General features: G+C 62.6%; 20 protein-coding genes. 10 read left to right on the top strand and 10 right to left on the bottom strand.

The window, feature by feature from the left end; all coding sequences use genetic code 11:
- The first annotated feature begins 71 nt into the window (after positions 1-71).
- Both ACM9HJ_RS20755 and ACM9HJ_RS20760 read left to right on the top strand, forming a co-directional pair.
- Complete coding sequence (locus tag ACM9HJ_RS20755) at positions 72-740, top strand: MarR family winged helix-turn-helix transcriptional regulator (RefSeq protein WP_416573667.1); 669 nt, start codon at positions 72-74, stop codon at positions 738-740.
- Positions 737-1,435 carry an MOSC domain-containing protein gene (locus ACM9HJ_RS20760; RefSeq protein ID WP_416573668.1) on the top strand — a complete coding sequence of 233 codons (699 nt, stop codon included), beginning with the start codon at positions 737-739 and terminating at the stop codon, positions 1,433-1,435. Before ACM9HJ_RS20755 ends, ACM9HJ_RS20760 begins: the two co-directional genes overlap by 4 nt.
- On the opposite strand, the gene ACM9HJ_RS20765 is transcribed toward ACM9HJ_RS20760, so the two are convergent.
- Complete coding sequence (locus ACM9HJ_RS20765; RefSeq protein WP_416573669.1) at positions 1,432-1,839, bottom strand: acyl-CoA thioesterase; 408 nt, start codon at positions 1,837-1,839, stop codon at positions 1,432-1,434. The two genes, ACM9HJ_RS20760 and ACM9HJ_RS20765, sit on opposite strands and share 4 nt — an antisense overlap.
- Before the next feature lie 98 nt (positions 1,840-1,937).
- On the opposite strand from ACM9HJ_RS20765, the gene parE reads away from it, so the two are divergent.
- Together parE and ACM9HJ_RS20775 are read left to right on the top strand one after the other, a co-directional pair.
- Complete coding sequence (gene parE / locus ACM9HJ_RS20770; RefSeq protein WP_416573670.1) at positions 1,938-3,929, top strand: DNA topoisomerase IV subunit B; 1,992 nt, start codon at positions 1,938-1,940, stop codon at positions 3,927-3,929.
- Entirely contained in the window at positions 3,922-4,902 is a 981-nt protein-coding gene (locus ACM9HJ_RS20775) for a DUF2971 domain-containing protein (RefSeq protein ID WP_416573671.1), read from the top strand. The genes parE and ACM9HJ_RS20775 overlap by 8 nt, the downstream gene beginning before the upstream one ends.
- A 116-nt stretch (positions 4,903-5,018) precedes the next feature.
- Here ACM9HJ_RS20775 and ACM9HJ_RS20780 read toward each other — a convergent pair whose 3' ends face one another.
- Positions 5,019-5,189 (bottom strand): hypothetical protein, encoded by a 171-nt coding sequence (locus ACM9HJ_RS20780; RefSeq protein ID WP_416573672.1) that lies wholly within the window; start codon positions 5,187-5,189, stop codon positions 5,019-5,021.
- The gene (locus ACM9HJ_RS20785; RefSeq protein ID WP_416573673.1) at positions 5,186-5,638 is read right to left on the bottom strand and encodes a hypothetical protein; all 453 of its coding nucleotides are present in this window, start codon (positions 5,636-5,638) and stop codon (positions 5,186-5,188) included. Before ACM9HJ_RS20785 ends, ACM9HJ_RS20780 begins: the two co-directional genes overlap by 4 nt.
- A gap of 163 nt (positions 5,639-5,801) precedes the next feature.
- Between ACM9HJ_RS20785 and ACM9HJ_RS20790 the strand changes: the two genes are divergently transcribed.
- A complete protein-coding gene (locus ACM9HJ_RS20790; protein ID WP_416573674.1) occupies positions 5,802-6,050 on the top strand; it encodes a helix-turn-helix domain-containing protein in 249 nt (82 codons plus the stop codon).
- 76 nt (positions 6,051-6,126) lie between these two features.
- Here ACM9HJ_RS20790 and ACM9HJ_RS20795 read toward each other — a convergent pair whose 3' ends face one another.
- Positions 6,127-7,095, bottom strand: coding sequence for an alpha/beta fold hydrolase (locus ACM9HJ_RS20795; RefSeq protein ID WP_416573675.1), 969 nt, complete (start codon positions 7,093-7,095; stop codon positions 6,127-6,129).
- Positions 7,096-7,233: 138 nt separating this feature from the next.
- Here ACM9HJ_RS20795 and mnmA point away from each other — a divergent pair, with 138 nt between their 5' ends.
- From mnmA to ACM9HJ_RS20810, 3 genes are all read left to right on the top strand, one after another.
- The gene (gene mnmA / locus ACM9HJ_RS20800; protein WP_416573676.1) at positions 7,234-8,367 is read left to right on the top strand and encodes a tRNA 2-thiouridine(34) synthase MnmA; all 1,134 of its coding nucleotides are present in this window, start codon (positions 7,234-7,236) and stop codon (positions 8,365-8,367) included.
- 326 nt (positions 8,368-8,693) lie between these two features.
- Positions 8,694-9,260 (top strand): IS110 family transposase, encoded by a 567-nt coding sequence (locus ACM9HJ_RS20805; RefSeq protein ID WP_416573677.1) that lies wholly within the window; start codon positions 8,694-8,696, stop codon positions 9,258-9,260.
- A 63-nt stretch (positions 9,261-9,323) separates the two neighbouring features.
- Complete coding sequence (locus tag ACM9HJ_RS20810) at positions 9,324-9,626, top strand: transposase (RefSeq protein ID WP_416573790.1); 303 nt, start codon at positions 9,324-9,326, stop codon at positions 9,624-9,626.
- 57 nt (positions 9,627-9,683) lie between these two features.
- Here the strand turns inward: ACM9HJ_RS20810 and mfd are convergent, their stop codons facing one another.
- Positions 9,684-13,298, bottom strand: a complete 3,615-nt coding sequence (mfd, locus tag ACM9HJ_RS20815) for a transcription-repair coupling factor (protein ID WP_416573678.1) — start codon at positions 13,296-13,298, stop codon at positions 9,684-9,686.
- Positions 13,299-13,614: 316 nt separating this feature from the next.
- On the bottom strand, positions 13,615-13,890 hold the full coding sequence (locus tag ACM9HJ_RS20820; RefSeq protein ID WP_416573679.1) for a succinate dehydrogenase assembly factor 2: 276 nt from the start codon (positions 13,888-13,890) through the stop codon (positions 13,615-13,617).
- A 96-nt stretch (positions 13,891-13,986) separates the two neighbouring features.
- Here ACM9HJ_RS20820 and recG point away from each other — a divergent pair, with 96 nt between their 5' ends.
- The gene (gene recG / locus ACM9HJ_RS20825; protein ID WP_416573680.1) at positions 13,987-16,068 is read left to right on the top strand and encodes an ATP-dependent DNA helicase RecG; all 2,082 of its coding nucleotides are present in this window, start codon (positions 13,987-13,989) and stop codon (positions 16,066-16,068) included.
- An 11-nt stretch (positions 16,069-16,079) separates the two neighbouring features.
- Here recG and ACM9HJ_RS20830 read toward each other — a convergent pair whose 3' ends face one another.
- Together ACM9HJ_RS20830 and ACM9HJ_RS20835 are read right to left on the bottom strand one after the other, a co-directional pair.
- Positions 16,080-17,747 carry a DUF6119 family protein gene (locus tag ACM9HJ_RS20830; protein ID WP_416573681.1) on the bottom strand — a complete coding sequence of 556 codons (1,668 nt, stop codon included), beginning with the start codon at positions 17,745-17,747 and terminating at the stop codon, positions 16,080-16,082.
- Between the two features lie 136 nt (positions 17,748-17,883).
- Positions 17,884-19,899 carry an ATP-binding protein gene (locus tag ACM9HJ_RS20835; protein WP_416573682.1) on the bottom strand — a complete coding sequence of 672 codons (2,016 nt, stop codon included), beginning with the start codon at positions 19,897-19,899 and terminating at the stop codon, positions 17,884-17,886.
- A gap of 212 nt (positions 19,900-20,111) precedes the next feature.
- On the opposite strand from ACM9HJ_RS20835, the gene ACM9HJ_RS20840 reads away from it, so the two are divergent.
- Positions 20,112-21,380 (top strand): NAD(P)/FAD-dependent oxidoreductase, encoded by a 1,269-nt coding sequence (locus ACM9HJ_RS20840; RefSeq protein WP_416573683.1) that lies wholly within the window; start codon positions 20,112-20,114, stop codon positions 21,378-21,380.
- A 9-nt stretch (positions 21,381-21,389) separates the two neighbouring features.
- On the opposite strand, the gene ACM9HJ_RS20845 is transcribed toward ACM9HJ_RS20840, so the two are convergent.
- Positions 21,390-21,719 carry a hypothetical protein gene (locus ACM9HJ_RS20845; RefSeq protein WP_416573793.1) on the bottom strand — a complete coding sequence of 110 codons (330 nt, stop codon included), beginning with the start codon at positions 21,717-21,719 and terminating at the stop codon, positions 21,390-21,392.
- The gene (locus ACM9HJ_RS20850; RefSeq protein WP_416573684.1) at positions 21,676-22,305 is read right to left on the bottom strand and encodes a pyridoxamine 5'-phosphate oxidase family protein; all 630 of its coding nucleotides are present in this window, start codon (positions 22,303-22,305) and stop codon (positions 21,676-21,678) included. Before ACM9HJ_RS20850 ends, ACM9HJ_RS20845 begins: the two co-directional genes overlap by 44 nt.
- Positions 22,306-22,339 lie beyond the last annotated feature (34 nt).

A 22,339-nucleotide genomic window follows, 5' to 3' on the forward strand; every position in this document is an offset into this window, starting at 1 on the left:
TGCCTTCACGCTTGCTCCATCATCGGACTCCGAATATAAATCCAGCCTGCAACCAGAGGCTGGAAAACCCGATGATCGAGGATATGTTCGACCGGTTGAGCGAGCCTGCGGCGAACCGGCTGGCCGATGGGTTCGTGCGGGTGGCGGCGGCGTTGAAGGCCAATGACTGGAAGGATGCCACGCCGCACGGGCTGACCGCCACGCAGGCCCGCATCCTGACCCTGCTGCGCGACAATCCCGAGGGGTTGCGCCCCGTCACCATCGCCGCCCGCATCGGGGTGAAGGCGCCCACGGCCAGCGAGGCCACCACCACCCTGATCCAGAAGGGGCTGGTCCTGCGCGTGGCCGCCCCCGATGACGGGCGCGGCAGCCTGGTGCTGGCCACGCGGGAGGGGCTGGCCCTGGCCGACCGGTTCGGTGGCGGCCCGCTGTTCCTGATCGATGCGCTGGGCGACATGCCGGAAACGGACCAGCTATCGCTGCTGCGCCTGATGCTGCGGCTGGTGCGCACGCTGCAGCGCGCCGGGCATGTGCCGGTCAGCCGAATGTGCTTGGATTGCAAGTACTTCCAGCCGAACGTGAATCTGGGCACGGACCTGCCGCACCATTGCCATTTCGTGGGAGCACCACTGGGCGACCGGCATCTGCGCCTGGACTGTCCCGAACAATCCCCCGCTCCCATCCCCGTCGCCAACGAGGTATGGGCCGGGTTCCTGAATGCCAGCGGAGAAGCGCGATGAGCGGCCCCATCATCCTGGACCATCTGCTGGTCGGTACGCCAAGGCCGCTGGGCGACAAACAGGTGCCCAGCTCCATCGCCAGCCGGCAGCCGGCCCTGGGCCCCGTGCGGGCCGGGACGCTGGGGCTGGATGGCGATGCGGTGGGCGATAGCAAGGTGCATGGCGGGCCGGACAAGGCCATCCATCTCTACCCGCATGACCATTACGCCGCCTGGGCGGCGGAGCATCCGGAGATGATCCCGGCCCTGTCCCTTCCGGGTGCGTTCGGGGAGAATTTTTCCGTCTCCGGGATCAATGAGGCCGATGTCTGCCTGGGCGATGTGGTGGCGGTGGGCGGGGCCGTTCTGCAGGTCGCACAGGCACGCCAGCCCTGCTGGAAGCTGGGCGTGCGGTTCGCCCTGCCGGTGCTGCCGCGCCTGCTGCAGAAGACCGGGCGGACGGGGTGGTACTATCGCGTGCAGGAGGAAGGCGCGGTGCAGGCGGGCGATGCGCTGCGCCTGTTGGAGCGGCCCAACCCGGCCTGGACGCTGGCCCGCACGCTGCGCACGCTCTATGTCGACACGCTGGACCGGGACGCGCTGGGGGAACTGGCCGACCTGCCGGGGGCGAGTGCGGGGCTGAAGCGGCTGGCGGCCAACCGGCTGGCCAATGCGGCGGTGGAGGATTGGGAGAAGCGGCTGGCGGGGGCGCCCTAAACCGCCGTGCCCGCCGGCGGCACCACGGGACGGGGCCGCCCGCCCTCGCCCAAGGCCACATAGGTGAACACGCCTTCCGTCACCTTGTAGGCGGTGCCGTCATAGCGGCGTACCCAGACATCGACGCGCACACGGATCGACGTGGTGCCGATGCGTTCCACCTCGGTATAGCAGTTGACCTCGTCGCCCACGGCGACCGGGCGATGGAATTTCATGGCTTCCACGCCCACGGTCGCCACCGGGCCGCGCGCCACGCGGACGGCGGGTGCCGCCCCGGCCAGATCCATCTGCGACATCACCCAGCCGCCGAACACCTGGCCATTGCCGTTCAGGTCGGCCGGCATGGCGAAGGTGCGCATCGAGGGCGCGTCGCGGTCGAAATCGGGCATCCGGTCCTGGCTCATCGCCTGTCGCTCCGTTTTCATCAAAATGTAGGGGTCTATGTCGTCGGGAGATACCGCATCTCCTTGAACAACGCCCCGGCTCCTTCCTATAATGGCGCATGAGCGACCTCTTCCAGAATACCGCCGCCAAGCAGGACAGCTATTCCGCCCAGGACATCGAGGTCCTGGAGGGGCTGGAACCTGTCCGCCGCCGCCCCGGCATGTATATCGGCGGCACGGATGACCGTGCGCTGCACCATCTGGTGGCCGAGATCCTGGATAACGCCATGGACGAGGCGGTGGCCGGCCATGCCAGCCGCATCGACCTAGACCTGTCGGCCGACGGCACGGTCACGGTGCGCGACAATGGCCGTGGCATCCCCACCGACGAGCATCCGAAATATCCGGGCAAGTCGGCGCTGGAGGTGATCTTCACCACGCTCCATTCCGGCGGCAAATTCTCCGGCAAGGTCTATGCGACGTCGGGCGGGTTGCATGGCGTGGGATCGGCCGTGGTCAATGCGCTGTCCGACCGGCTGCATGTGGAGGTGGCGCGCGACCGCCAGCTTTATACCCAGACCTTCTCCCGCGGCCTGGCCCTGGGGCCGCTGACCCCGGCCGGCCCGGTGCAGAACCGGCGCGGCACCACGGTCAGCTTCCATCCCGATGCCGAGATTTTCGGCGCGGAAGCGCATTTCAAGCCGGAGCGGCTGTACCGTCTGTGCCGGTCCAAGGCCTATCTCTATCGCGGTGTGGAAATCCGCTGGTCCTGCGATACCGCCCTGATCACCGCCGACAGCGGGGTGCCGGCGGCGGAGGTGCTGCATTTCCCCAACGGCCTGCTGGATTACCTGACCGGTGCCTTGCGCACCCGCGCCACGGTGACGCCGCAACCCTTCGCGGGCCAGGCCGACTTCCCCGGCGATGCGGGCCGCGTGGAATGGGCCATCGCCTGGCCGGAGGATGACGAGGGCTTCAGCCACACCTATTGCAACACCATCCCGACGCCGCAGGGCGGCACGCATGAGGTGGGGCTGCGCGGCGCGCTGATGCGGGGCATCAAGTCCTATGGCGAGTTGCTGGGCAACAAGCGCGCCGCCAGCATCACGGCCGAGGATGTGATGGAGGGCGCCACCATCCTGCTCTCCGTCTTCATCCGCGATCCGCATTTCCAGGGCCAGACCAAGGAACGGCTGGTCAGCGCCGACGCCCAGAAGCTGACCGAGAATGCCATCAAGGACCGGTTCGACCATTGGCTGTCGGGATCGCCCGACGCCGCCAAGGGCCTGATCGAACGGCTGATCGAGAAGGCCGAGGAGCGCGCCCGCAAAAAGGCGCAGAAGGAGATGGCGCGCAAGACGCCGACCCGGCGCCTGCGCCTGCCCGGCAAGCTGGCGGACTGTTCGCGTCAGAGTGCCGACGATACCGAGATCTTCATCGTCGAGGGCGATTCGGCCGGCGGCTCGGCCAAGCAGGCCCGCTCGCGCGAAATCCAGGCCATCCTGCCGCTGCGCGGCAAGATCCTGAACGTGGCCTCGGCCAGCGTCGACAAGCTGCGCGGCAACCAGGAACTGGCCGATCTGGCCCAGGCGCTGGGCTGCGGCACCGGCAAGGAATTCAGCCTCGACAAGCTGCGGTACGAGCGCGTCATCATCATGACCGACGCCGACGTGGACGGGGCGCACATCGCCTCGCTCTTGATGACCTTCTTCTATCGGGAGATGCCGGCGCTGATCCAGCACGGCCATCTCTATCTGGCGCTGCCGCCCTTGTACCGGCTGGCCGGCGGCGGCAACACCCGCTATGCCCGCGATGACGCGCACAAGGACGAGTTGATGAAGACCGTCTTCAAGTCGGTCAAGGGCAAGGTGGAGATCAGCCGCTTCAAGGGCCTGGGCGAAATGCCGCCCGCGCAGCTGAAGGAAACCACCATGGACCCCAAGAAGCGCACCCTGCTGCGCGTCGTGGTCCCCGACCTGCGCGACCCCGACCAGCAGGACGATGTCGAGGAGACCAAGGCGCTGGTGGAAAGCCTGATGGGCCGCAAGCCGGAGCTGCGGTTCAAGTTCATCACCGAGAATGCGAAGTTTGCGCAGGATCTGGATGTATGAATATTCAAGTGGATTGAAAATGTGCAAAATATACTACAAATATAGATCTGCAAACTGGCAGACAATTGAAAATATATTTGAAGATAAAGTGTATTTTGCAAGTCCACTAGATTTTAACGATCCATTTGAATCCAGCCCACTCATTGAAAATGATGTGAGCTTAGAAGATCTTGAAATAGCATATCGCGAACTTCTAAGAAGAAGACTTCAACTTGAAATTAAGTCAGCCGCTAACATGGTTAATAGATTCATGAGAGGGAAGGACCTAGTGATTGAACATTCGGTTCAAAAGAAGATAGAAAGAATAATTGAAAATATCAATTATCAAGCAACAGAACCAGGATTCTTGTTCGATGAGGCAAAAACTCATGATTTAAAAAGACGTATTTTTGAGGAATTAGTATTATTTTACAATAAAGGTATTTTTTGTGTATCTGAAGTTTGGAACTCTATTCTTATGTGGAGCCATTATGGCGATAGTCATAAGGGAGTTTGCTTGGGTTATCAGAACAGCCTTGACAAAGAGCTCAATATAAGAAGAATTTCTTATAATAGGTCAAGAAGCCTAAAGATTAGTTCGATCTTAGGCATGCTTCGCGATGAAGAAGAAGAGAGAAATAATGTAGAAACAGCTTTATTTTTTCGAAAATCATCTTCATGGAAATATGAACGCGAATGGAGATGCTTAAGCCGCGTCGGCCTTCAAGAATCGATGTTTAATATTTGCGAGATAGTTTTTGGCGAAAAATGTTCATTCACATATATTTACACGATCATAAAGGGCCTCGAACCATTTGAAGATAGATTCAAACAGAAAATTAAATTCTACAGAACAACAAGATCACCTAAAAACTACAAAATGATTAGACATCAAATAGATACTGATGAGATTTTTCATCATTATCCAATATCAAATTCTTATATTCGAAGTCAATTCAATGACATGAATAATTTATTCGATAAGAATGATTAATGAAACTTAATTGTAAATTATAATTAAATCATCTTAGAAGATAGTTCAATTTAATATTGCAACTGAAGGTAGAAGACCAGATGTGATCGGCTGGGCCAATCTAACATTTATCCAGCCTAGCTGGAGATAGCGGCATAGCGCGCCCGCGCGATACCGATCTCAAATATCTCGTCCATGGACAGGGACGTGAACTTGCCAGCGTCGGCTTCCCTGGCACCGACCAGAATGGCGGCACGGATAGCGTCCTTTTCGGCTTGAATACGGTCGTCATTCGACACTTCGTTCATACCCTGCTCCCGAACACCCCGCCGCCCATCAGGCCATCGGCCAAAGGCAGGCAAACCAGATCGATCTCCCCGATCAGCGCCACCCGTGCCCCCTGCCCCGGCGTTTCGGCCTGCTCACGCAGCCAGTCGCGGGCGGGGAGGCCCGGTGGCAGGGAGGTGGTGCCACCCAAACTGTCGGACAGCCAGGGCAGGGCCAGCAGATGCGCCGCCATGGGGCATAGCAGGCGGAACTGTGGCGGCTGGTGCCAGAGGCAGTAGAGGTGGGGGAGGTAGCCGGCCATCCACACCGCATCCTGCAGACGGTTCCAGTCGGGAGGGTCGTCCGTGACCTGGGTCAGGCCGTACCAGCGGCCGACAAGGTCGCGGGCCTGACGTACGCGGAGTTGCATCAGGGTTGGATCGGCGACGCAGGCGAGGCCGTAATGAGCAGCGGGGGAAAGCGACGACATGGCGGCACCGGCTCCAAGGGACAGAGGCAGGATGTCCCCAAGGCCGGCAGGCACGCCAAGTGCTTGATGCCGCGCGTGCTTTTCTAATGCCAAAAGCACCAGATAAAGTGCATTTCACACCAATCGTTTGACGGGCCCATGCGGGTTGCGCCTATGGGGTGCCATGGCTGGCATATCTCCACGGCAAATTCGCGCGGCACGCATCGTCCTGGACTGGTCCCAACAGGAACTGGCCGACCGCGCCATCATCTCCCGCGCGTCGGTGCAGCGGGCGGAAAGGGGGCTGGCCGTCCGCGTCGATGTCTATCTGAAGCTCTGGCGCACGCTGGAAGCGGCGGGAATCGAGTTTACACCGGCCACCGCCGCAAAAGGCGAAGGGGTCAGGCTGGCGCGGCCGGATGGTGGGGCGTGATCGTGCATGCGTAGCGCGGATTAGCGAAGCGTAATCCGCGGGCAAACGTCGAGGGATTTCCGCGGATTACGCTTCGCTAATCCGCGCTACGAAGTCCTTCCAAAAACCCCAGCAGCGCCGCGTTCACCGCCCCCGGCGCTTCCTGCTGCACCCAATGCCCGGCCCCCGGCACCAGGGTCGTGCCGCGGAAGTCCGTGCATGTAACCCCTTCCATCGCCCGTAGCGCCTTGTCCATGCCGGGCATGCGCAGCACGCCGTCCAGCTCGCCGGCGATGAAGCAGGCGGGGACATTGATCTTCGCGCCGTGCCAGGGGGCGGTCAGTGCCCAGTTGCGGTCCAGGTTGCGATACCAGTTCAACCCACCGCGATAGCCGGTGCGGGCATAGGTGCTGGCATAGGTCTGCAGATCGTCCTCGCTCAGCCAGTCGGGCAGGACGTCCACGGGCGAACAGGTTTCCACCAGCCCCTTGCCCTCGGCCACCATCAGGGGCCAGCCCTTGCCGCTGGCGGCGGTTGCACCCGAGGCGCCGACCAGCAGGCGGCGGTGAGTCTCGTAGGGGGCGGCGCCCAGATCGGCCTCCGCCACGCCGGGTTCCTGGAAATACACCATGTAGAACCGGTGCAGCCCCTGGGCGCGGGCCATGCCGACCAGGCTGCCATGCGGGCCGCGCGGCGACCAGGGCACGGCCAGGCCGGCCACGGCGCGGAACCGGTCGGGGCGCATCAGGGCGGCATGCCAGGCGACGGGGGCGCCCCAATCATGGCCGATGATGGTGCAGTGGTCGATCTTCAGCGCGTCCAGCAGGCCGACCATGTCGCCCACCAGATGCAGGATCGTGTAATCCTCCACCGCATCGGGCGCGTCGGTACCGCCGAAGCCGCGCATGTCCGGCACGATAACGCGGTATCCGGCCGCGACCAAAGCCGGCACCTGATGGCGCCAGCTGTGCCCCAGTTCCGGCCAGCCATGGCAGAGCAGCAGGGCCGGCCCCTGCCCTTCATCGCGACAGGCGATAGTGATGCCGTTGGCCTTCACGCTGGGCATGGCGCTTCTCCCCGCCTCATTGTTCTTTCAAACAAGTGTTTTACAGAAACGGACATGGCGGTGCCAGTGACTTGACGTATGGCGGCCCCGCAAGGCTTGCGCGATTGTCCTGGTCCTGTTTGCGGCTATATATCGGCCATGAACTCTCTTGGTATCGATAAGGCCCCCGCCGACACCCGCGTCGTCGTCGCCATGTCCGGCGGCGTCGACAGTTCCGTGGCCGCGGCCATGCTTCGCCGTGAAGGCTATGACGTCGTCGGCATCACGCTGCAGCTCTATGATTACGGCATGACGGTCGGCAAGAAGGGCGCCTGCTGCGCCGGCCAGGACATCTATGATGCCCGCCGCGTGGCCGACCAGATCGACATCCCGCACTATGTTCTGGATTATGAAAGCCGTTTCAAGAACTCGGTGATGGATGATTTCGTCGATACGTACCTGAAGGGGGAGACGCCGATCCCCTGTGTCCGCTGCAACCAGACGGTCAAGTTCAAGGATCTGCTGGATCAGGCGCGCGAGTTGGGTGCGGACTGCATGGCCACGGGCCATTATGCAAGGCGCGAGCTGGTGGGGGGGCGGGCCGCCATGCTGCGCGGCGCCGACCATAACCGCGACCAGTCCTATTTCCTGTTCGCAACCACCCAGGAACAGCTGGATTTCCTGCGCTTCCCCTTAGGCGACAAGCCGAAGACGGAGACCCGCGCCATCGCCGACGCACTGGGTCTGGCCGTGGCCGACAAGCCCGACAGCCAGGATATCTGCTTCGTGCCCACCGGCGGCTACGCCAAGGTGGTGGAGAAGCTACGGCCCGGCGCCGTGCGGCCGGGGGAGATCGTGCATGTCGACGGCACGGTGATGGGCCGGCATGAGGGCGTGATCCATTACACGGTCGGGCAACGCAAGGGCTTGGGCATCGGCGGGCGCAAGACCGACGCCGGCGACGATGTCGACCCGCTCTATGTCGTGCGCGTCGATCCGGTGGCCAACCAGGTGGTGGTGGGGCCGCGTGCGGCGCTGGCGCGGGACAAGGTGTCGGTGCGGGAACTGAACTGGCTGGGCGATCCGGCCGTGGGCGTGCCGATGCCGGTGTCGGTGAAGCTGCGCTCCGCCCAGAACCCGGCAGCGGCGACACTGGTGCTGCATGGGGACGGCAACGCGGTGGTGGAGCTGGACGCCGCGCAGTACGGCATCTCGCCGGGACAGGCGGCCGTGTTCTATGACGGGGAGCGGATGCTGGGCGGTGGATGGATCAGCGGGACCGGGCTGCGGTAGCAGGCCCCCAATCTTCCCCCCTTCCCGTCATCCCGGCGCAAGCCGGGACCCAGGGGCCACAAGCCGAACCTATCAGCAGCGTTGAGCGACGCTGCGTAAATCGTTGATCCTGTGGCCCCTGGGTCCCGGCTTGCCTGAAGGAATTTGGTATGATTTGCGGTGTTGGGCCGGGGTGGCCACCCCGGCCCAACGTGGTCATATGGTCGTGGTTTCCCGGAAGGGGGCAAGCCCCGAGCGAAAGAAGGACCTCTGACCACCCCTCGTTCACACCCGCACAGTTGCCGGGGCCTGAAGCGCCCATATCTGGCAAGCAAGGGGAGATCAGGATGCCACAGATTGCCCGTTTTGTCGGTATCGACGTTGGTTCGCTCCGGCTCGATGTCCATGTTCTGCCGGACGATATTGCCTTTGCCGTGGACAACAGCCTGGAGGGCTGGGAGCAGCTTGCCCGGCGCCTGGGATCGTTGCTCGTGGCCAAGATATGCCTGGAGGCAACCGGTGGATATGAAACTGGCGTGCTCGACCATCTGCACGCCAGGGGCTTCACCCTCAGCCGGGTCAACCCGGCTGAGGTCAAGGCCTTTGCCAAAGGCTTCCGACGACACATCAAGACCGACAGGGCCGATGCCCGGCTGCTGGCCCGCGTGGCCGGCATCATTGACGCCGTGCCCTACAAACCCAATCCCAAGGCCGAGCTGCTGGCCCAGATCGTCGGCTATCGCCGCCGCGTTGTTGATGACATCACCGCCCTGGAGAACCAGCTCCGGCGCTATACCGACAAGGAGCTGATCCGCTGGACAGCCAGACGTCTCGACCATCTGCGCCGCTGCCTGGCCCCGCCCTGGACAAGCGCATCGCCAAGGCCCTGCGCGGACCCGATGCCCCGCCACTAGCCGCCAGGCTCCTGGCGGTCGCCGGTATCGGCGACGGTCTGGCCGCCACCCTCCCTCGCCCGCCTGCCCGAACTCGGCACCGTCAACAGACGCGAGATCGCCGCCCTGGTCGGCGTCGCCCCCTTCCAGCGGCAAAGCGGAAAATATGTCGGCCAGGCCAAAATCGCCGGCGGAAGACCAGATGTCCGCAGGGTCCTCTATATGGCAACCATGAGCGCGATCCGACATAACAAACCCATCGCCGATTTCTACAGCAAACTCATCGCAGACGGAAAAAAGGGAAAACTCGCCCTCGTCGCCGCCATGCGCAAATTCATCACCATTCTCAACGCTATCGCCGCCTCCATAATCGTTCCCAACCCGTAACGGACAATCACAGTTGTCTTTCGCCGGGATGACGGAGATGTGTGTGTGCGGTGGTACTCACCACCGCCGCTTCGCCGCCCCGAACGGTGGCCGCTTCACCAGCGGCTTGGGCGGAGGTGGAGGCGGCGGCGGCGGGGGTGGCAGGTCAGCCGTCACCTTTTCTCCGGCCGCCATCTGGGCCAGGGCCTGCATCAGGGTGCGGGCGCCGGCCATGCGGGTCTCGTCGCTTTCCCAGGGGCGCAGGAAGACCAGCTTGTGGTCGGTGGGGCGCAGTTTGGCGGTGCCGGCCTGTTTCTGGATGAATTCAACCAGCTTGGCCGGGTTCTTGAAGCTGTTGTTGCGGAAGCCGACGGTCGCCCCCTTGGGGCCGGCGTCGAGGTTGGAGACCCCCGCCTCCCGGCACAGGCGCTTGATCTCCATCAGGCGCAGCAGATTGTCCACCTCCGGCGGCATGGAGCCGAACCGGTCGATCAGTTCCACGCCGAACGCCTCCACCTCGTCCTTGCCGGCCAGGTCCGACAGGCGGCGATAGAGGGTCAGGCGCACGCCCAGGTCGGGAACGTAGCTGTCGGGGATCAGGACGGGCATGCCGAGCGCGATCTGCGGCGACCAGGCATCCTCGGCCACCTGGGCATCGGACAGGCCGCCACGGGCCGCCTCCACCGCCTCCTCCAGCATCTGCTGGTACAGTTCCACGCCGACCTCGCGGATCTGGCCGGACTGTTCCTCGCCCAGCAGGTTGCCCGCACCTCTTATATCCATGTCGTGGCTGGCCAGCTGGAAGCCCGCCCCCAGACTGTCCAGGGTTTCCAGGACATGCAGGCGCTGCTGCGCCGTCGCGGACAGGACCGTCTTGGGCTGATAGGTCAGGTAGGCATAGCCGCGCACCTTGGACCGGCCCACGCGACCCCGGATCTGGTAGAGCTGGGCCAGGCCGAACATGTCGGCGCGGTGGACGATCATGGTGTTGGCGCGGGGGATGTCCAGGCCGCTTTCGATGATGTTGGTGGCCAGCAGCACGTCGTACTTGCCGTCATCGAAGGCCGTCATCACGTCCTCCAGCTCCGTGGCCGCCATCTGGCCATGGGCGGTGATCAGCTTGACCTCCGGCACCAGTTCCTCCAGCCGGACGCGGACCTTGTCCAGATCCTCCACGCGCGGGCAGACATAGAAACTCTGCCCACCGCGATGATGCTCGCGCAGGATGGCTTCGCGGATCACCACGGGATCAAACGGCAGGACGAAGGTGCGCACGGCCAGGCGATCGACCGGCGGCGTGGCGATGACGGAAAGCTCGCGCACACCGGACAGGGCCAGCTGCAGGGTGCGGGGGATGGGCGTGGCCGACAGGGTCAGGACATGGACGTCGGCGCGCAGTTCCTTCAGCCGTTCCTTCTGCTTCACGCCGAAATGCTGTTCCTCATCCACAATGACCAGGCCCAGACGCTTGAAATCCACGCCCTTGCCCAGCAGCGCATGGGTGCCGATGACGATGTCCACCGTGCCGTCGGCGACGCCATGCTTGGTCTGGCTGGTCTCCTTGGCCGTCACCATGCGCGACAGCTGCCCGATCTGGATGGGCAATCCCGCGAAGCGGCTGGTGAAGGTGCGGGCATGCTGGCGCGCCAGCAAGGTGGTGGGCACGACCACGGCCACCTGCTTGCCGGCCATCACGGCCAGGAAGGCGGCACGCAGGGCCACCTCGGTCTTGCCGAAGCCAACATCGCCGCAGATCAGGCGGTCCATGGGCTTGCCCGAGCCCAGATCCTCGATCACGTCATCGATGGCCCGCAACTGGTCATCCGTCTCCGCATAGGGGAAGCGGGCGCAGAATTCGTCCCAGGCGCCGTCGGGGATGGGCACGGCATCGGCACGGCGGAGCGCGCGCTCGGCGGCGATGCGCAGCAGGGCATCGGCCATGTCCTTCAGCCGGCGCTTGACGCGGGCCTTGCGCGACTGCCAGCCGACGCCGCCCAGCTTGTCCAGAACCGCCCCCGCCTCCTCGCTGGCATAGCGGGACAGGACCTCGATATTCTCGACGGGGACATAGAGCTTGTCCCCGCCCTCATAGATCAGGCGCAGGCAATCATGCGGGGCGCCGCCGACGGTCAGGGTCTCCAGACCATCGTACTTGCCGATGCCATGGTCAATATGGACGACGAAGTCGCCTGGGTTCAGCGATGCGGCCTCGGCAATGAAATTGGCGTTGCGGCGCTTCTTCTTCGACCCGGCACGGACCAGGCGGTCGCCCAATATGTCCTGTTCGGTGATGACCGCCAGGCCGGGGGCGGTGAAGCCATGGTCCAGCGGCAGCACGATCAGGGCCGTGGTGCCCTTGTCCAGCGACAGCAGGTCGGCCCAGGCGTCGACGGCCTTCAGTTTCGTCAGGCCATGTTCCTTCAGCACCGACAGCAGGCGGTCGCGCGAGCCGGCGGTGTAGCCGGCGATCACCGTGGTGCGACCGTCGGCGTTCAGCGCCTGGATATGTTCGCGCAGCACGTCATAGACGTTGACGCCGGACTGCACGCGGGCATCGGCGAAGTCGCGGCCCTTGCGGCCACCGCCATCCACCATGTCCTTGTTCGACGTCTCGCCCTCGATCGCGGCGAAGGGGGAGAGCTGGGCCACGGCGCGAACAGCCAGATGGCGGTCGAAAATATCGCCATCCAGGAACAGCAGGCTGGGCGGGATGGGCTTGTAGGCCGGGTTGCCCGACTTCTTCTCCGCCTCCACCATGGTGCGCCGCGCATTGTAGAAATCCTGGACCTGTTCCAGCCGCTCGTCGCGGGCCTGTTCGACATTGGGATCGAGCGTGACGGACGCGTCGGGGAGATAGTCGAACAGGGTCTCAAGGGAACTATGGAACAAAGGCAGCCAATGTTCCATGCCGGCATGCTTGCGCGCCCCACTCACCGCCTCGTACAGCGGATCATCATCGGTGACGGCGCCGAAATGTTCACGGTAGCCGGTGCGGAAGCGCTGGATCGACATCTCATCCAGGAACACTTCCGACATGGGCGTCAGCAGGAAGCCGTCGCGCTTTTCCACCGTCAGCTGGGTCATGGGATCGAAGCTGCGCACCCCGTCCAGGTCATCGCCGAACAGGTCCAGGCGCAGGGCCTCGGCACTGCCGGGCGGGAACAGATCGATGATGCCGCCGCGCACGGCGAATTCGCCCGGCTCCCGCACCGTCTGCGCCCGCATATAGCCGTTCTGGGACAGGAAGCGCTGAAGCTCGTTGACGTTGATGCGGCTGCCCACCTTGGCGGCGAAGCTGGCATTGCGGAAGGCCAGACGGGGCGGCAGCTTCTGCACCAGGGCGTTGACCGTGGTGATCACCAGGAATGGCCGGCCGGCGGGGCGCAGCAGGCGGGTCAGGGTGGTGATGCGCTGGGCCACGATTTCCCCGTTGGGGGAGACGCGGTCATAGGGCAGACAGTCCCAGGCGGGGAAGCCCAGCACCTCGATCGACGGGTCGAAGAACGACACCACCTCGGCCAGCCGGGCGGCCCGGGCATCGTCGCTGGCCACATGCAGCAGGCCGGCATTGCCGCCGCGCCTGGCCATGGCCGCCAGCAGGCGCGCATCCTGCCCGTCCGGCGATCCCGACAGCAGCAGGCGGCGCGGATGGCCCAGGTTCAGCGCGAGGTCGGGCGTGGGGATCAGGCTCATGGGACGGGCTTTGCTGCTGCGGCGACGGGGTGGGTATAGCGCGGGACGGATGGGAACAAAAGGGGGACGAGGTGGGAGAAGTGCTGAAGGCAAAACCTCCACGAAACTCTTGGGGGCACCTTCGCTGACGCTATCTCTACCGTCACCCCGGCGCAGGCCGGGGCCCAAGTCGTAGAGTGAGACCCCTGTCATCTGGGCCCCGGCCTCCGCCGGGGTGACGGTAGAGAAGGCGAAAACCCTCACAGCCCAGACCGTCACGGGGAAAACACCTTGCAGACGACGGAAAGCCTATTGCCCCTCCGTCACCATAGCATTCTCACCGGTACCGGTGCGCCTTCAGCCTGTCCATCAGCGGGCCTTCCCACTCAACCGGCGTCGGCTCCTGCCCCGTGATCCAGTTGTAGAGGTCGGGGTCGGACAGTTCCAGCAGCGCCTCGAACCGGTCGACCATCCCCTCGTCCATGGCCGCGATGTGCCGGCGGGCGAAGGAACCCAGCAGCAAATCCATCTCCTTGGTGCCGCGATGGTCGCTGCGGAAGATCAGGCGCTTGCGGCGGGGGTCGAGGGGAGCGTCGGGAAGATCGATCATCATCAGGGTTCCGGTTTGAAGCTGGGCTTTGATATAGAACCTGGGGGGCCGGCTGTCAGCCGTCCCCTGCCCCGCCGCCGACAGATTGGGTCCCTGCCCTTGCGTCCCGCCATCCTGTTTCCGCTGTTCGCACCCGTGACCAGCCTGCCCGGCCTGGGCCCACGCCTGGGCAAGCTGGCTGAGAAGCTGGCCGGGCCGCATGTCGTCGATCTGCTGTGGCACAAGCCGGTGGGGGTGGTGGACCGTATCCTGGTGCCGTCCATCGCCGAGGTGCCGGACGGGCGGCATGTGCTGCTGACCGTGCGGGTGGACGGGCATGCCCCGCCCATGGCCCATAATAGGCCCTATCGCATCCGCTGCACCGACCATAGCGGGTCGATGGACCTGGTCTATTTCCATATCAAGGGTGACTGGCTGGAGAAGAAGCTGCCCGTGGGCACGAAGATCATCGTGGCGGGCAAGGCGGAATATTATAACAACCATCTCCAGATCGCCCATCCCGAGCATGCCGCCCCCGCCGATGAGGGCGCACCGCCGGCCGCGACGGAGCCGACATATCCGCTGACCGGCGGGCTGAATCCCAAGCCGCTGCGCACCGCCATCCAGGCGGCGTTGAGCCGGGCGGAAACATTGCCGGAATGGCAGGATGCGGCGTGGCTGAAGAAGCGGGACTGGCCGGATTGGCATTCGGCCCTGAACAGGCTGCACAATCCGGAGGATGAGGCGGATATCAACCCGCTGGGGCCGGTGCGGCAGAGGCTGGCCTTTGACGAACTGCTGGCTAACCAGCTGGCGCTGCTGCTGGTGCGCGGCGCGCAGCGCAAGCTGAGCGGGCGGGAGACGGCGGGGGACGGGCGGCTGCGCGCCGCGGTGGCGGCGGCGCTGCCCTATTCCCTGACGCGGGCGCAGGAACGGTCGCTGGACGAGATCTATGCCGACATGGCCGATCCGGCGCGCATGCTGCGGCTGCTGCAGGGCGACGTGGGCAGCGGCAAGACCATCGTGGCGCTGATGGCCATGCTGAACGCGGTGGAGACGGGCGCCCAGGCGGCCCTGATGGCGCCCACGGAAATCCTGGCCCGCCAGCATATGGAAACGCTGGCGCCACTGTGCGAGGCGGCGGGCGTGCGCTTGGCCGTGCTGACGGGGCGGGACAAGGGCAAGGCGCGGGCCGCGTTGCTGGAAAGGCTGGCGGCGGGGGAGATCGACATATTGGTCGGGACCCATGCCCTGTTCCAGGAGGAGGTGGCCTTCGCCGATCTGGCCGTGGCGGTCATCGACGAACAGCACAAGTTCGGCGTGCATCAGCGCCTGCAGCTGGCGGCCAAGGGGCGCGGGGTGGATACGCTGGTGATGACCGCCACGCCCATCCCCCGCACCCTGACCCTGACCGTCTATGGCGACATGGATGTCTCCCGCCTGGATGAAAAGCCGCCGGGGCGCCAGCCGGTGAAGACCGTGGTTATGCATGCCGAACGGCTGGAGGAGGTGGCCGGCGGCCTGCACCGGGCCATCGCGTCGGGCCAGCGCATCTATTGGGTCTGCCCCCTGGTGGAGGAGAGCGAACAGGTGGATCTGGCGGCGGCCACCCACCGGCACGCGGCGCTGGTAGAACGGCTGGGCGACCGCGTCGGCCTGATCCATGGCAAGATGAAGGGGCCGGACAAGGACAAGGTCATGGCCGACTTCGCCGAAGGGCGGCTGGACGTGCTGGTCGCCACCACGGTGATCGAGGTCGGCGTGAACGTGCCGGAAGCCACGATCATGGTCATCGAACATGCCGAACGGTTCGGCCTGGCCCAGTTGCACCAGCTGCGCGGTCGGGTGGGGCGCGGGACCGGCGCCAGCACCTGCCTGCTGCTCTATTACCAGCCGCTGGGCGAGGTGGCGCGGCAGCGGCTGGGCGTGATGAAGGATACCGAGGACGGGTTCATCATCGCCGAAAAGGACCTGGAACTGCGCGGTGCGGGCGAGATGCTGGGCACCAAGCAGTCGGGCATCCCGGAATTCCGGCTGGCCGATGTGGCGGTGCATGGGGAGCTGCTGGCGGTGGCGCGCGATGATGCGCGGCTGATCGTGGAGCGCGACCCGGAACTGGTGTCGGAACGGGGCAAGGCGTTGCGGACGCTGCTTTATCTGTTCGAGCGGGATGGGGCGGTGAAGTATCTGCGGTCGGGGTGAGAGGGGTCTGATCAAGCTTTACTAAATTCTGCCGGAATAAAGCCGATCATCACTCTAAATGCCATTCCCTTAAGAAATCTCGCCTCTTCGTTAAGCGATATTCTGCTAAAAAACGGTATATTATATTCTCCATTAGGGCGAGGATGATCTATTATATGAAACTCTACAGCCCAACCAGATAACGTGTCATCCATGTTGTTTTTCAAATCATTTGCGACAGATTCATCGGATATTTGTTGAACTTTTTCTATAAGTTTAATTCTTGCTTCAGGAAACATCTTTAATATCTTTGCTGAATTTGCGCCTTGTTTAAATAAATGACTAAGAACGCTTGATTGCCTTGAACTTCTCTTTACGTGAATAAGTTTCCTCCCAGAGATATCCAGAAGATCGCATGCTTCAAATTTTCCGTGATTTACTGAATTTACCTGCAATATTTCTTGATCAAGGCAAATTAAATTATTAATTTTTGCGTACTTTCTATTGTATTCAATCTCTGATTCGAATCCAATTTTTTTACCGTCATCTGAGATTTTTTTCACCAATACATCATGATTATAAAATATATCGCGCTTCAAATCCCGAAAACCTTCATCTATCGCCTTCTTATAGCCCTCATCCAATCTATACCACTCACCTTCACTAATTGCATATAGCGCATCCCCATCTACAACAGAACCAATCAAAGCCTTTTTAATACTAAAGTTCTTTCTTGGAAGGGAGTTATTAGCAAATTCCGCATATACTCCATGACTGTCGACTATTGACTCCAAATTCAATTGACTTATTTTTTCACCAAGAGCCGCCCTATAATTATGCATCAATAAGTCTGGGTACCTATGTTGATCACGTAAGCCCGAAAATCCATAATGCACGACGTCTTCCTCAGACCAACCAGGCATAGATAATTCAAAATTATTTCCACCATCTTTAATGATATCCAAAGCTTTACCATCTAAATTTCTCACTATTTCCCTATTAAATACGGGCCTAACCTTGTCCACAATTCTAAATGAGGTATTTTTATAATTTTCAGACGAAAATTTCTGAATAGACCATTTAGCCGTCTCAACTATATCTGAAAAATTCATATATCGACTAATTTTCAGGGCAGTCGCGCCAGAAACCAAGTTAGCTGATTTTGCATCTTCTGCTTGACCTGTAACCCGACGAACAAGATCCAACGCCTCATCCAATCCGAATGACTGCAAGTCTCTTTGGAAAGCCGATTGCGATACGCCCTTTATCGCCTCCCCCAAATGACTGCGATCAACTCTTTTGATCTTGCCGTCATCTAAAGAATTTATGGCAACAATCAAACCAAAATCAGGCTCCAATATTGACTCATCAATATAATGCCAGCCATGGGCAAAGGTCGTCACAAACAATCTAGAATTACAACGGAACACAACCACACAACAAGATGATTTATTATTAACACTAACGGGCACAGAAAAAACAGAAGAGACGTCTTGTAGCCAAGACGGTGGACGCAACTCACCTTTAAAAATATACATTCTTGATTCATCACCAAGGCTAATTCCATCAACAAAAAATGCATTCTTCTTATCCATATCCAATCCGCTTGATAGAGATATCTTCTCCAAAGCAGATTGAGTCATAACCTTATCAAATTCAGCAATCTCCTTCTTAACCAAATACAAATTATAGGTTTTCATGTTTGGCATTTCCCCCTCCAAGGGAAAGAATCACTCTTACACCAATAATACATCGTCATCCTCGCACAGCAATCATAATATATCAAATAGATATACAATTTTTAGATAAAGCCACTGAAACCAAAGAGCGTCTCCCTTAACCCCGCACCACCAAATCCCTGACCTTCCTGGCGAAGCTCTCCATCTGGAAGGGCTTCGTCATCACATGCATCCTCGGCTCCAGGTGCCCATGGTTCAGCACGGCGTTTTCCGCGTAGCCGGTGATGAACAGCACCTCCAGCCCGGGCCTTGCCATGCGGGCGGCGTCGGCCAGCTGGCGGCCGTTCATGCCGCCGGGCAGGCCGACATCGGTGACCAGCAGATTGACCGGATGCGGGCCGTTGAGGATGCGGAGCGCCGAGGCGGCGTCCTCGGCCTCCAGCACGGCGTAGCCGCATTCCTCCAGCTGTTCCACGGCCAGCATGCGCACCAGGGGTTCGTCATCCACGACCAGGATGGTGTCGCGGCCGTCGGCGGGGGCCGTGGCTTCGGCCAGGCCGGGCAGGTCGGGCTCGTCCTCCAGCGCGTCACCCAGATAGCGGGGCAGATAGATGCAGATCATCGTGCCCTTGCCCACTTCCGAATAGATGCGGGTGGAGCCGCCGGACTGGCCGGCGAAGCCATAGACCATGGACAGGCCCAGGCCTGTCCCCTGGCCAAGGGGCTTGGTGGTGAAGAAGGGATCGAAGGCGCGGGCCACCACGTCGGGCGGCATGCCGGTGCCCGTGTCGGAAACGCAGAGCGAGACATATTGGCCCGGCTCCAGCCCGCGCATGCGGGCCCCGCGCTCATCCATCCAGCGGTTGGAGGTCTCGATGGTCAGGCGGCCGCCGTCGGGCATGGCGTCACGGGCGTTCAGGCACAGGTTCAGCAGGGCGTTCTCCAGCTGCCCGGCATCGGCATAGGTGGTCCACAGGCCGGCCGCCCCCACCGTCTCCACCCCGATCTCCGGCCCCACGGAGCGGACGATCAGGTCCAGCATGCCGTTGGTCAGGCTGTTGAGGTTCAGCGGCTTGGGGTCCAGGGTCTGGCGGCGGGAGAAGGCCAGCAGCCGCTGGGTCAGACCGGCGGCGCGGCGGGACGCCCCCATGGCACCGGTGATGAAACGTTCCAGCTCGCCCACGCGGCCCTGGGCCAGCCGGGCCTGCATCATTTCCAGGCTGCCCATGATACCGGCCAGGATATTGTTGAAATCATGGGCCAGACCGCCGGTCAGCTGCCCCACCGCCTCCATCTTCTGGCTCTGGCGCAGGGCCTCCTCCGCCGCCATCAGTTCGGCCGTGCGGGCCTGGACCTGGTTTTCCAGGGTGGCCGCCAGATCGGCCAGGTCCTGTTCGGCCTTTCGCCGGTCGGTGATGTCCTGGAACAGCACGGCCACCTGGCGGCGGCTGGCCGGTTCGATCCGGGCGGCGGTCAGGTCCAGCCAACGGCCGGTGGCCACCAGTTCCTGCTGGAACCGGATCGGCTCCCCCGTACGCAGGACGGCGCCATAGCGGGCGACCCAGGCATCTGCCTCCTCCCCCACCATTTCACGCAGCTTCTGCCCCACCACGTCGGGGATGCCGGCATGGCGGGCATAGGCCGCGTTGGCCTGGATATGGATATAGTCGCTGTCGGGACCATGGGGACCATCCAGGAACTCGATGATGCAGAAGCCTTCATCGATGGCGTCGAACAGGCCCTTGTACAGCGCCTCGCTCTCCTGCTTCTCCCGCGCTGCCAGGGTGCGGGCGGTGACGTCGGAACCTTCCACGAAGATGCCCGTGACTTCACTCTGGGCGTTGCGCAGCGGCTGGTAGACGAAATCCAGGTAGAAATCCTGCACCGGACCGCCGGGCACTGCCTGCATGGAAAACAGCACCCCCGTCCCCTGATGGGGCGTACCGGTACGGTAAACCTCGTCCAGGATGGAAACCAAGCCCTGGGCGGCGACATCGGGCAAGGCTTCCGCCACGGTGCGGCCCAACACGGTGCGCCCACCCACCAGCCGCTGGAAGGCGGGGTTGGTCATCTCGAACCGGTGTTCGGACCCGCGCAGCAACGCCATGAAGGTGGGCGTCTGCTCGAACATCTGGGTCAGGACGGGACCGATATTATTGACAAGGGTTTGCACGTCGTCGTTTCCCCGTGAGCCGGCAAGGGATCAAAGGTTGCGGCTGGCGGCCATCGGCGCCCCTGTTGCCGATGATTTCCATTGCATGTCACAGCCGGTATTGCCAGCAAGAAAAGATGCAGTCGCCGAATAAAGCGCCACCGCTTGCCCGAACTGACCCAGATGGGCCAGAATGCGGCGCCAATTGTCCCCAGATATGTCGAGTTTGTTCCATGCGCCATGTCCGTTCCTGGTATGCCGATACCGCCCATTCGACACCGGTCCGCCCGATGCTGATTGGCGATGCGTCCGCCGATGTCTGCATCGTCGGTGGCGGTTACACCGGGCTGGTCACGGCGATCGAGCTGGCATCCAAGGGATTGTCGGTGGTGGTGCTGGAGGCTGAGAAGGTCGGCTGGGGCGCATCGGGGCGCAACGGGGGACAGATCGTCACCGGCTTCAACAAGGGGGTGGGTGAAATCGAGGGCTGGGTGGGCAAGGATGATTCCCGCCATCTGTGGGACCTGTCGGAAGAGGCCAAGACCATGCTGGCCGATCTGGTCGACCGGCACGGCATCGATTGCGACCTGAAATGGGGGTATCTGCTGGCAGCCCTGAAGCCAAGGCACATGACGGGGTTGGCGGAGCACAAGGCGGAGCTGGAGGGGCTGGGATACGCCAGGACGCGCATGGTGGGGCGCGAGGAGATCCGGTCCATGGTGGCCACCGACGCCTATCTGGGGGGCTTGTTCGACGAGGGCAGCGGGCAGCTGCACCCGCTGAACTATGCGCTGGGGCTGGCGGTTGCCGCGGAGAAACTGGGCGTGCGCATCCATGAGGGCAGCCGGGTGGTGCGCATCGACACGAGCGACAAGCCGCTGGCGGCCACGGCGACGGGCACGGTGTCGGCGAAGTTCCTGGTGCTGGCGGGCAATGCCTATCTGGGAGGCGTCTGCCCTTCGATCCGCGGCAAGGTGATGCCGGCGGGCACCTATATCATCGGGACGGAGGCGATGGAGGCGGAGCGGGCGGCGGCCCTGATCCCGTCGGGCATCGCCGTGGCGGATGTGAATTTCGTGCTGAACTATTACCGGCGCAGCAAGGACAACCGTTTCCTGTTCGGCGGCGGGGTCAGCTATTCCGGGTTCGACCGGCCCGACCTGAAACAGTCGCTGCAACGGACCATGCTGCGCTATTTCCCGCAGCTGGCGGACCTGGCCATCGATTATTGCTGGGGCGGGCATGTGGCCATCACCATGAACCGCATGCCGCATCTGGGCCGGGTATCGCCGACGACATATTTCGCGCAAGGCTATAGCGGGCATGGCGTGGCCCTGACCGCCATCGCCGGCCGGGTGATCGCCGAGGCCATCGCCGGACAGGCAGGCCGCTTCGACATCTTCGCCCGCGTGCCGCACCGGGCCTTTCCGGGGCCGCCGGGGCTGAAGATGCCGGCACTGGTGCTGGGCATGCTGTGGTACCGGCTGCAGGATTGGTTGTGAGGCTCGCCCTCACGCCGTCCGCTTGCGCCAGAGCCAGCGCACGGCCATGATCACCAGGGTGATCATCAGGGCCTGGGTCAGCAGCGTGGAAAGCTGGAACAAGGGTTGCTGGTCATAGCGGTGGAAATATTGCCACCAGAAACCGTTGACCGGCGTGCGCAGGGGCGCCAGCAAACTGTCCCAGGCATTGAACACTGCGTCGGGGATGGCGTCGCGGAACGCCATGGGCAGGACCAGGAACAGCAATACGCCGATCAGCACGACGATGAAGCGCAACAGGGTCCACATCTCATCCTCACCACAGGGTACGGCGCTGGCGTTCGGGAAGGGCGGCGTCATAGGCGGGGCCGCCTTCGGCACCGTGGCTGGCGTCGGCCGTCATCTGGCCGGCGGTGGGGATGCCCGATGGGCGGCCCTTGGCGCCCTGGGCCCAGAGGTCGGAGCGGATCAGAGCGCGGGCGCACTGGAAATAGACCTCGTCGATCGCGATCCACAGGACGGAGCGGGGAAGCTGGCCCTGCATGGCCAGCCTGGCGCACAGGTCGGGATCGATGCTGATGGCGGCGCGGCCGTTGATGCGCAGGCATTCATTGACGCCGGGGATCAGGAACATGCAGGCCACGTGCGGATCGGCTACGATGTTGCGCAAGCTGTCGATACGGTTGTTGCCGCGCCGGTCGGGGACCAGCAGGGTGCGGTCGTCGCGGATGGTGACGGCGCTGCCGGCATCGCCGCGGGGCGAGACGTCCAGGCCGGCGGGGCCGACACTGCCCAGGGCGAAGAAGGGCGATGCGCTGATCCAGGCGCGATAGCTGTCGGTCAGATGGTCGGTGACCTTGGCCAGGGAGGGCGCGCCGGGCGGGCCGTACAGCGCCTCCAGGGTGGCGATGTCGGTGACGTGGCCGGGTGGCATGGGCGGGGGCATCGATTGATCCTTTCCATTCATGCCACGATGGAAG

Source organism: Niveispirillum sp. KHB5.9, from assembly GCF_048066115.1.
In the GTDB taxonomy this organism is placed as follows: domain Bacteria; phylum Pseudomonadota; class Alphaproteobacteria; order Azospirillales; family Azospirillaceae; genus Niveispirillum.

What these genes read in the sequence shown, in the direction of transcription:
- ACM9HJ_RS20755 (WP_416573667.1), top strand. Translation starts at nt 72, where the DNA reads ATGATCGAGGATATGTTCGACCGGTTGAGCGAGCCTGCGGCGAACCGG.
- ACM9HJ_RS20760 (WP_416573668.1), top strand. Translation starts at nt 737, where the DNA reads ATGAGCGGCCCCATCATCCTGGACCATCTGCTGGTCGGTACGCCAAGG.
- ACM9HJ_RS20765 (WP_416573669.1), bottom strand. Translation starts at nt 1,839, where the DNA reads ATGAGCCAGGACCGGATGCCCGATTTCGACCGCGACGCGCCCTCGATG.
- parE (WP_416573670.1), top strand. Translation starts at nt 1,938, where the DNA reads ATGAGCGACCTCTTCCAGAATACCGCCGCCAAGCAGGACAGCTATTCC.
- ACM9HJ_RS20775 (WP_416573671.1), top strand. Translation starts at nt 3,922, where the DNA reads ATGTATGAATATTCAAGTGGATTGAAAATGTGCAAAATATACTACAAA.
- ACM9HJ_RS20780 (WP_416573672.1), bottom strand. Translation starts at nt 5,189, where the DNA reads ATGAACGAAGTGTCGAATGACGACCGTATTCAAGCCGAAAAGGACGCT.
- ACM9HJ_RS20785 (WP_416573673.1), bottom strand. Translation starts at nt 5,638, where the DNA reads ATGTCGTCGCTTTCCCCCGCTGCTCATTACGGCCTCGCCTGCGTCGCC.
- ACM9HJ_RS20790 (WP_416573674.1), top strand. Translation starts at nt 5,802, where the DNA reads ATGGCTGGCATATCTCCACGGCAAATTCGCGCGGCACGCATCGTCCTG.
- ACM9HJ_RS20795 (WP_416573675.1), bottom strand. Translation starts at nt 7,095, where the DNA reads ATGCCCAGCGTGAAGGCCAACGGCATCACTATCGCCTGTCGCGATGAA.
- mnmA (WP_416573676.1), top strand. Translation starts at nt 7,234, where the DNA reads ATGAACTCTCTTGGTATCGATAAGGCCCCCGCCGACACCCGCGTCGTC.
- ACM9HJ_RS20805 (WP_416573677.1), top strand. Translation starts at nt 8,694, where the DNA reads ATGCCACAGATTGCCCGTTTTGTCGGTATCGACGTTGGTTCGCTCCGG.
- mfd (WP_416573678.1), bottom strand. Translation starts at nt 13,298, where the DNA reads ATGAGCCTGATCCCCACGCCCGACCTCGCGCTGAACCTGGGCCATCCG.
- ACM9HJ_RS20820 (WP_416573679.1), bottom strand. Translation starts at nt 13,890, where the DNA reads ATGATGATCGATCTTCCCGACGCTCCCCTCGACCCCCGCCGCAAGCGC.
- ACM9HJ_RS20830 (WP_416573681.1), bottom strand. Translation starts at nt 17,747, where the DNA reads ATGAAAACCTATAATTTGTATTTGGTTAAGAAGGAGATTGCTGAATTT.
- ACM9HJ_RS20840 (WP_416573683.1), top strand. Translation starts at nt 20,112, where the DNA reads ATGCGCCATGTCCGTTCCTGGTATGCCGATACCGCCCATTCGACACCG.
- ACM9HJ_RS20845 (WP_416573793.1), bottom strand. Translation starts at nt 21,719, where the DNA reads ATGACGCCGCCCTTCCCGAACGCCAGCGCCGTACCCTGTGGTGAGGAT.
- ACM9HJ_RS20850 (WP_416573684.1), bottom strand. Translation starts at nt 22,305, where the DNA reads ATGCCCCCGCCCATGCCACCCGGCCACGTCACCGACATCGCCACCCTG.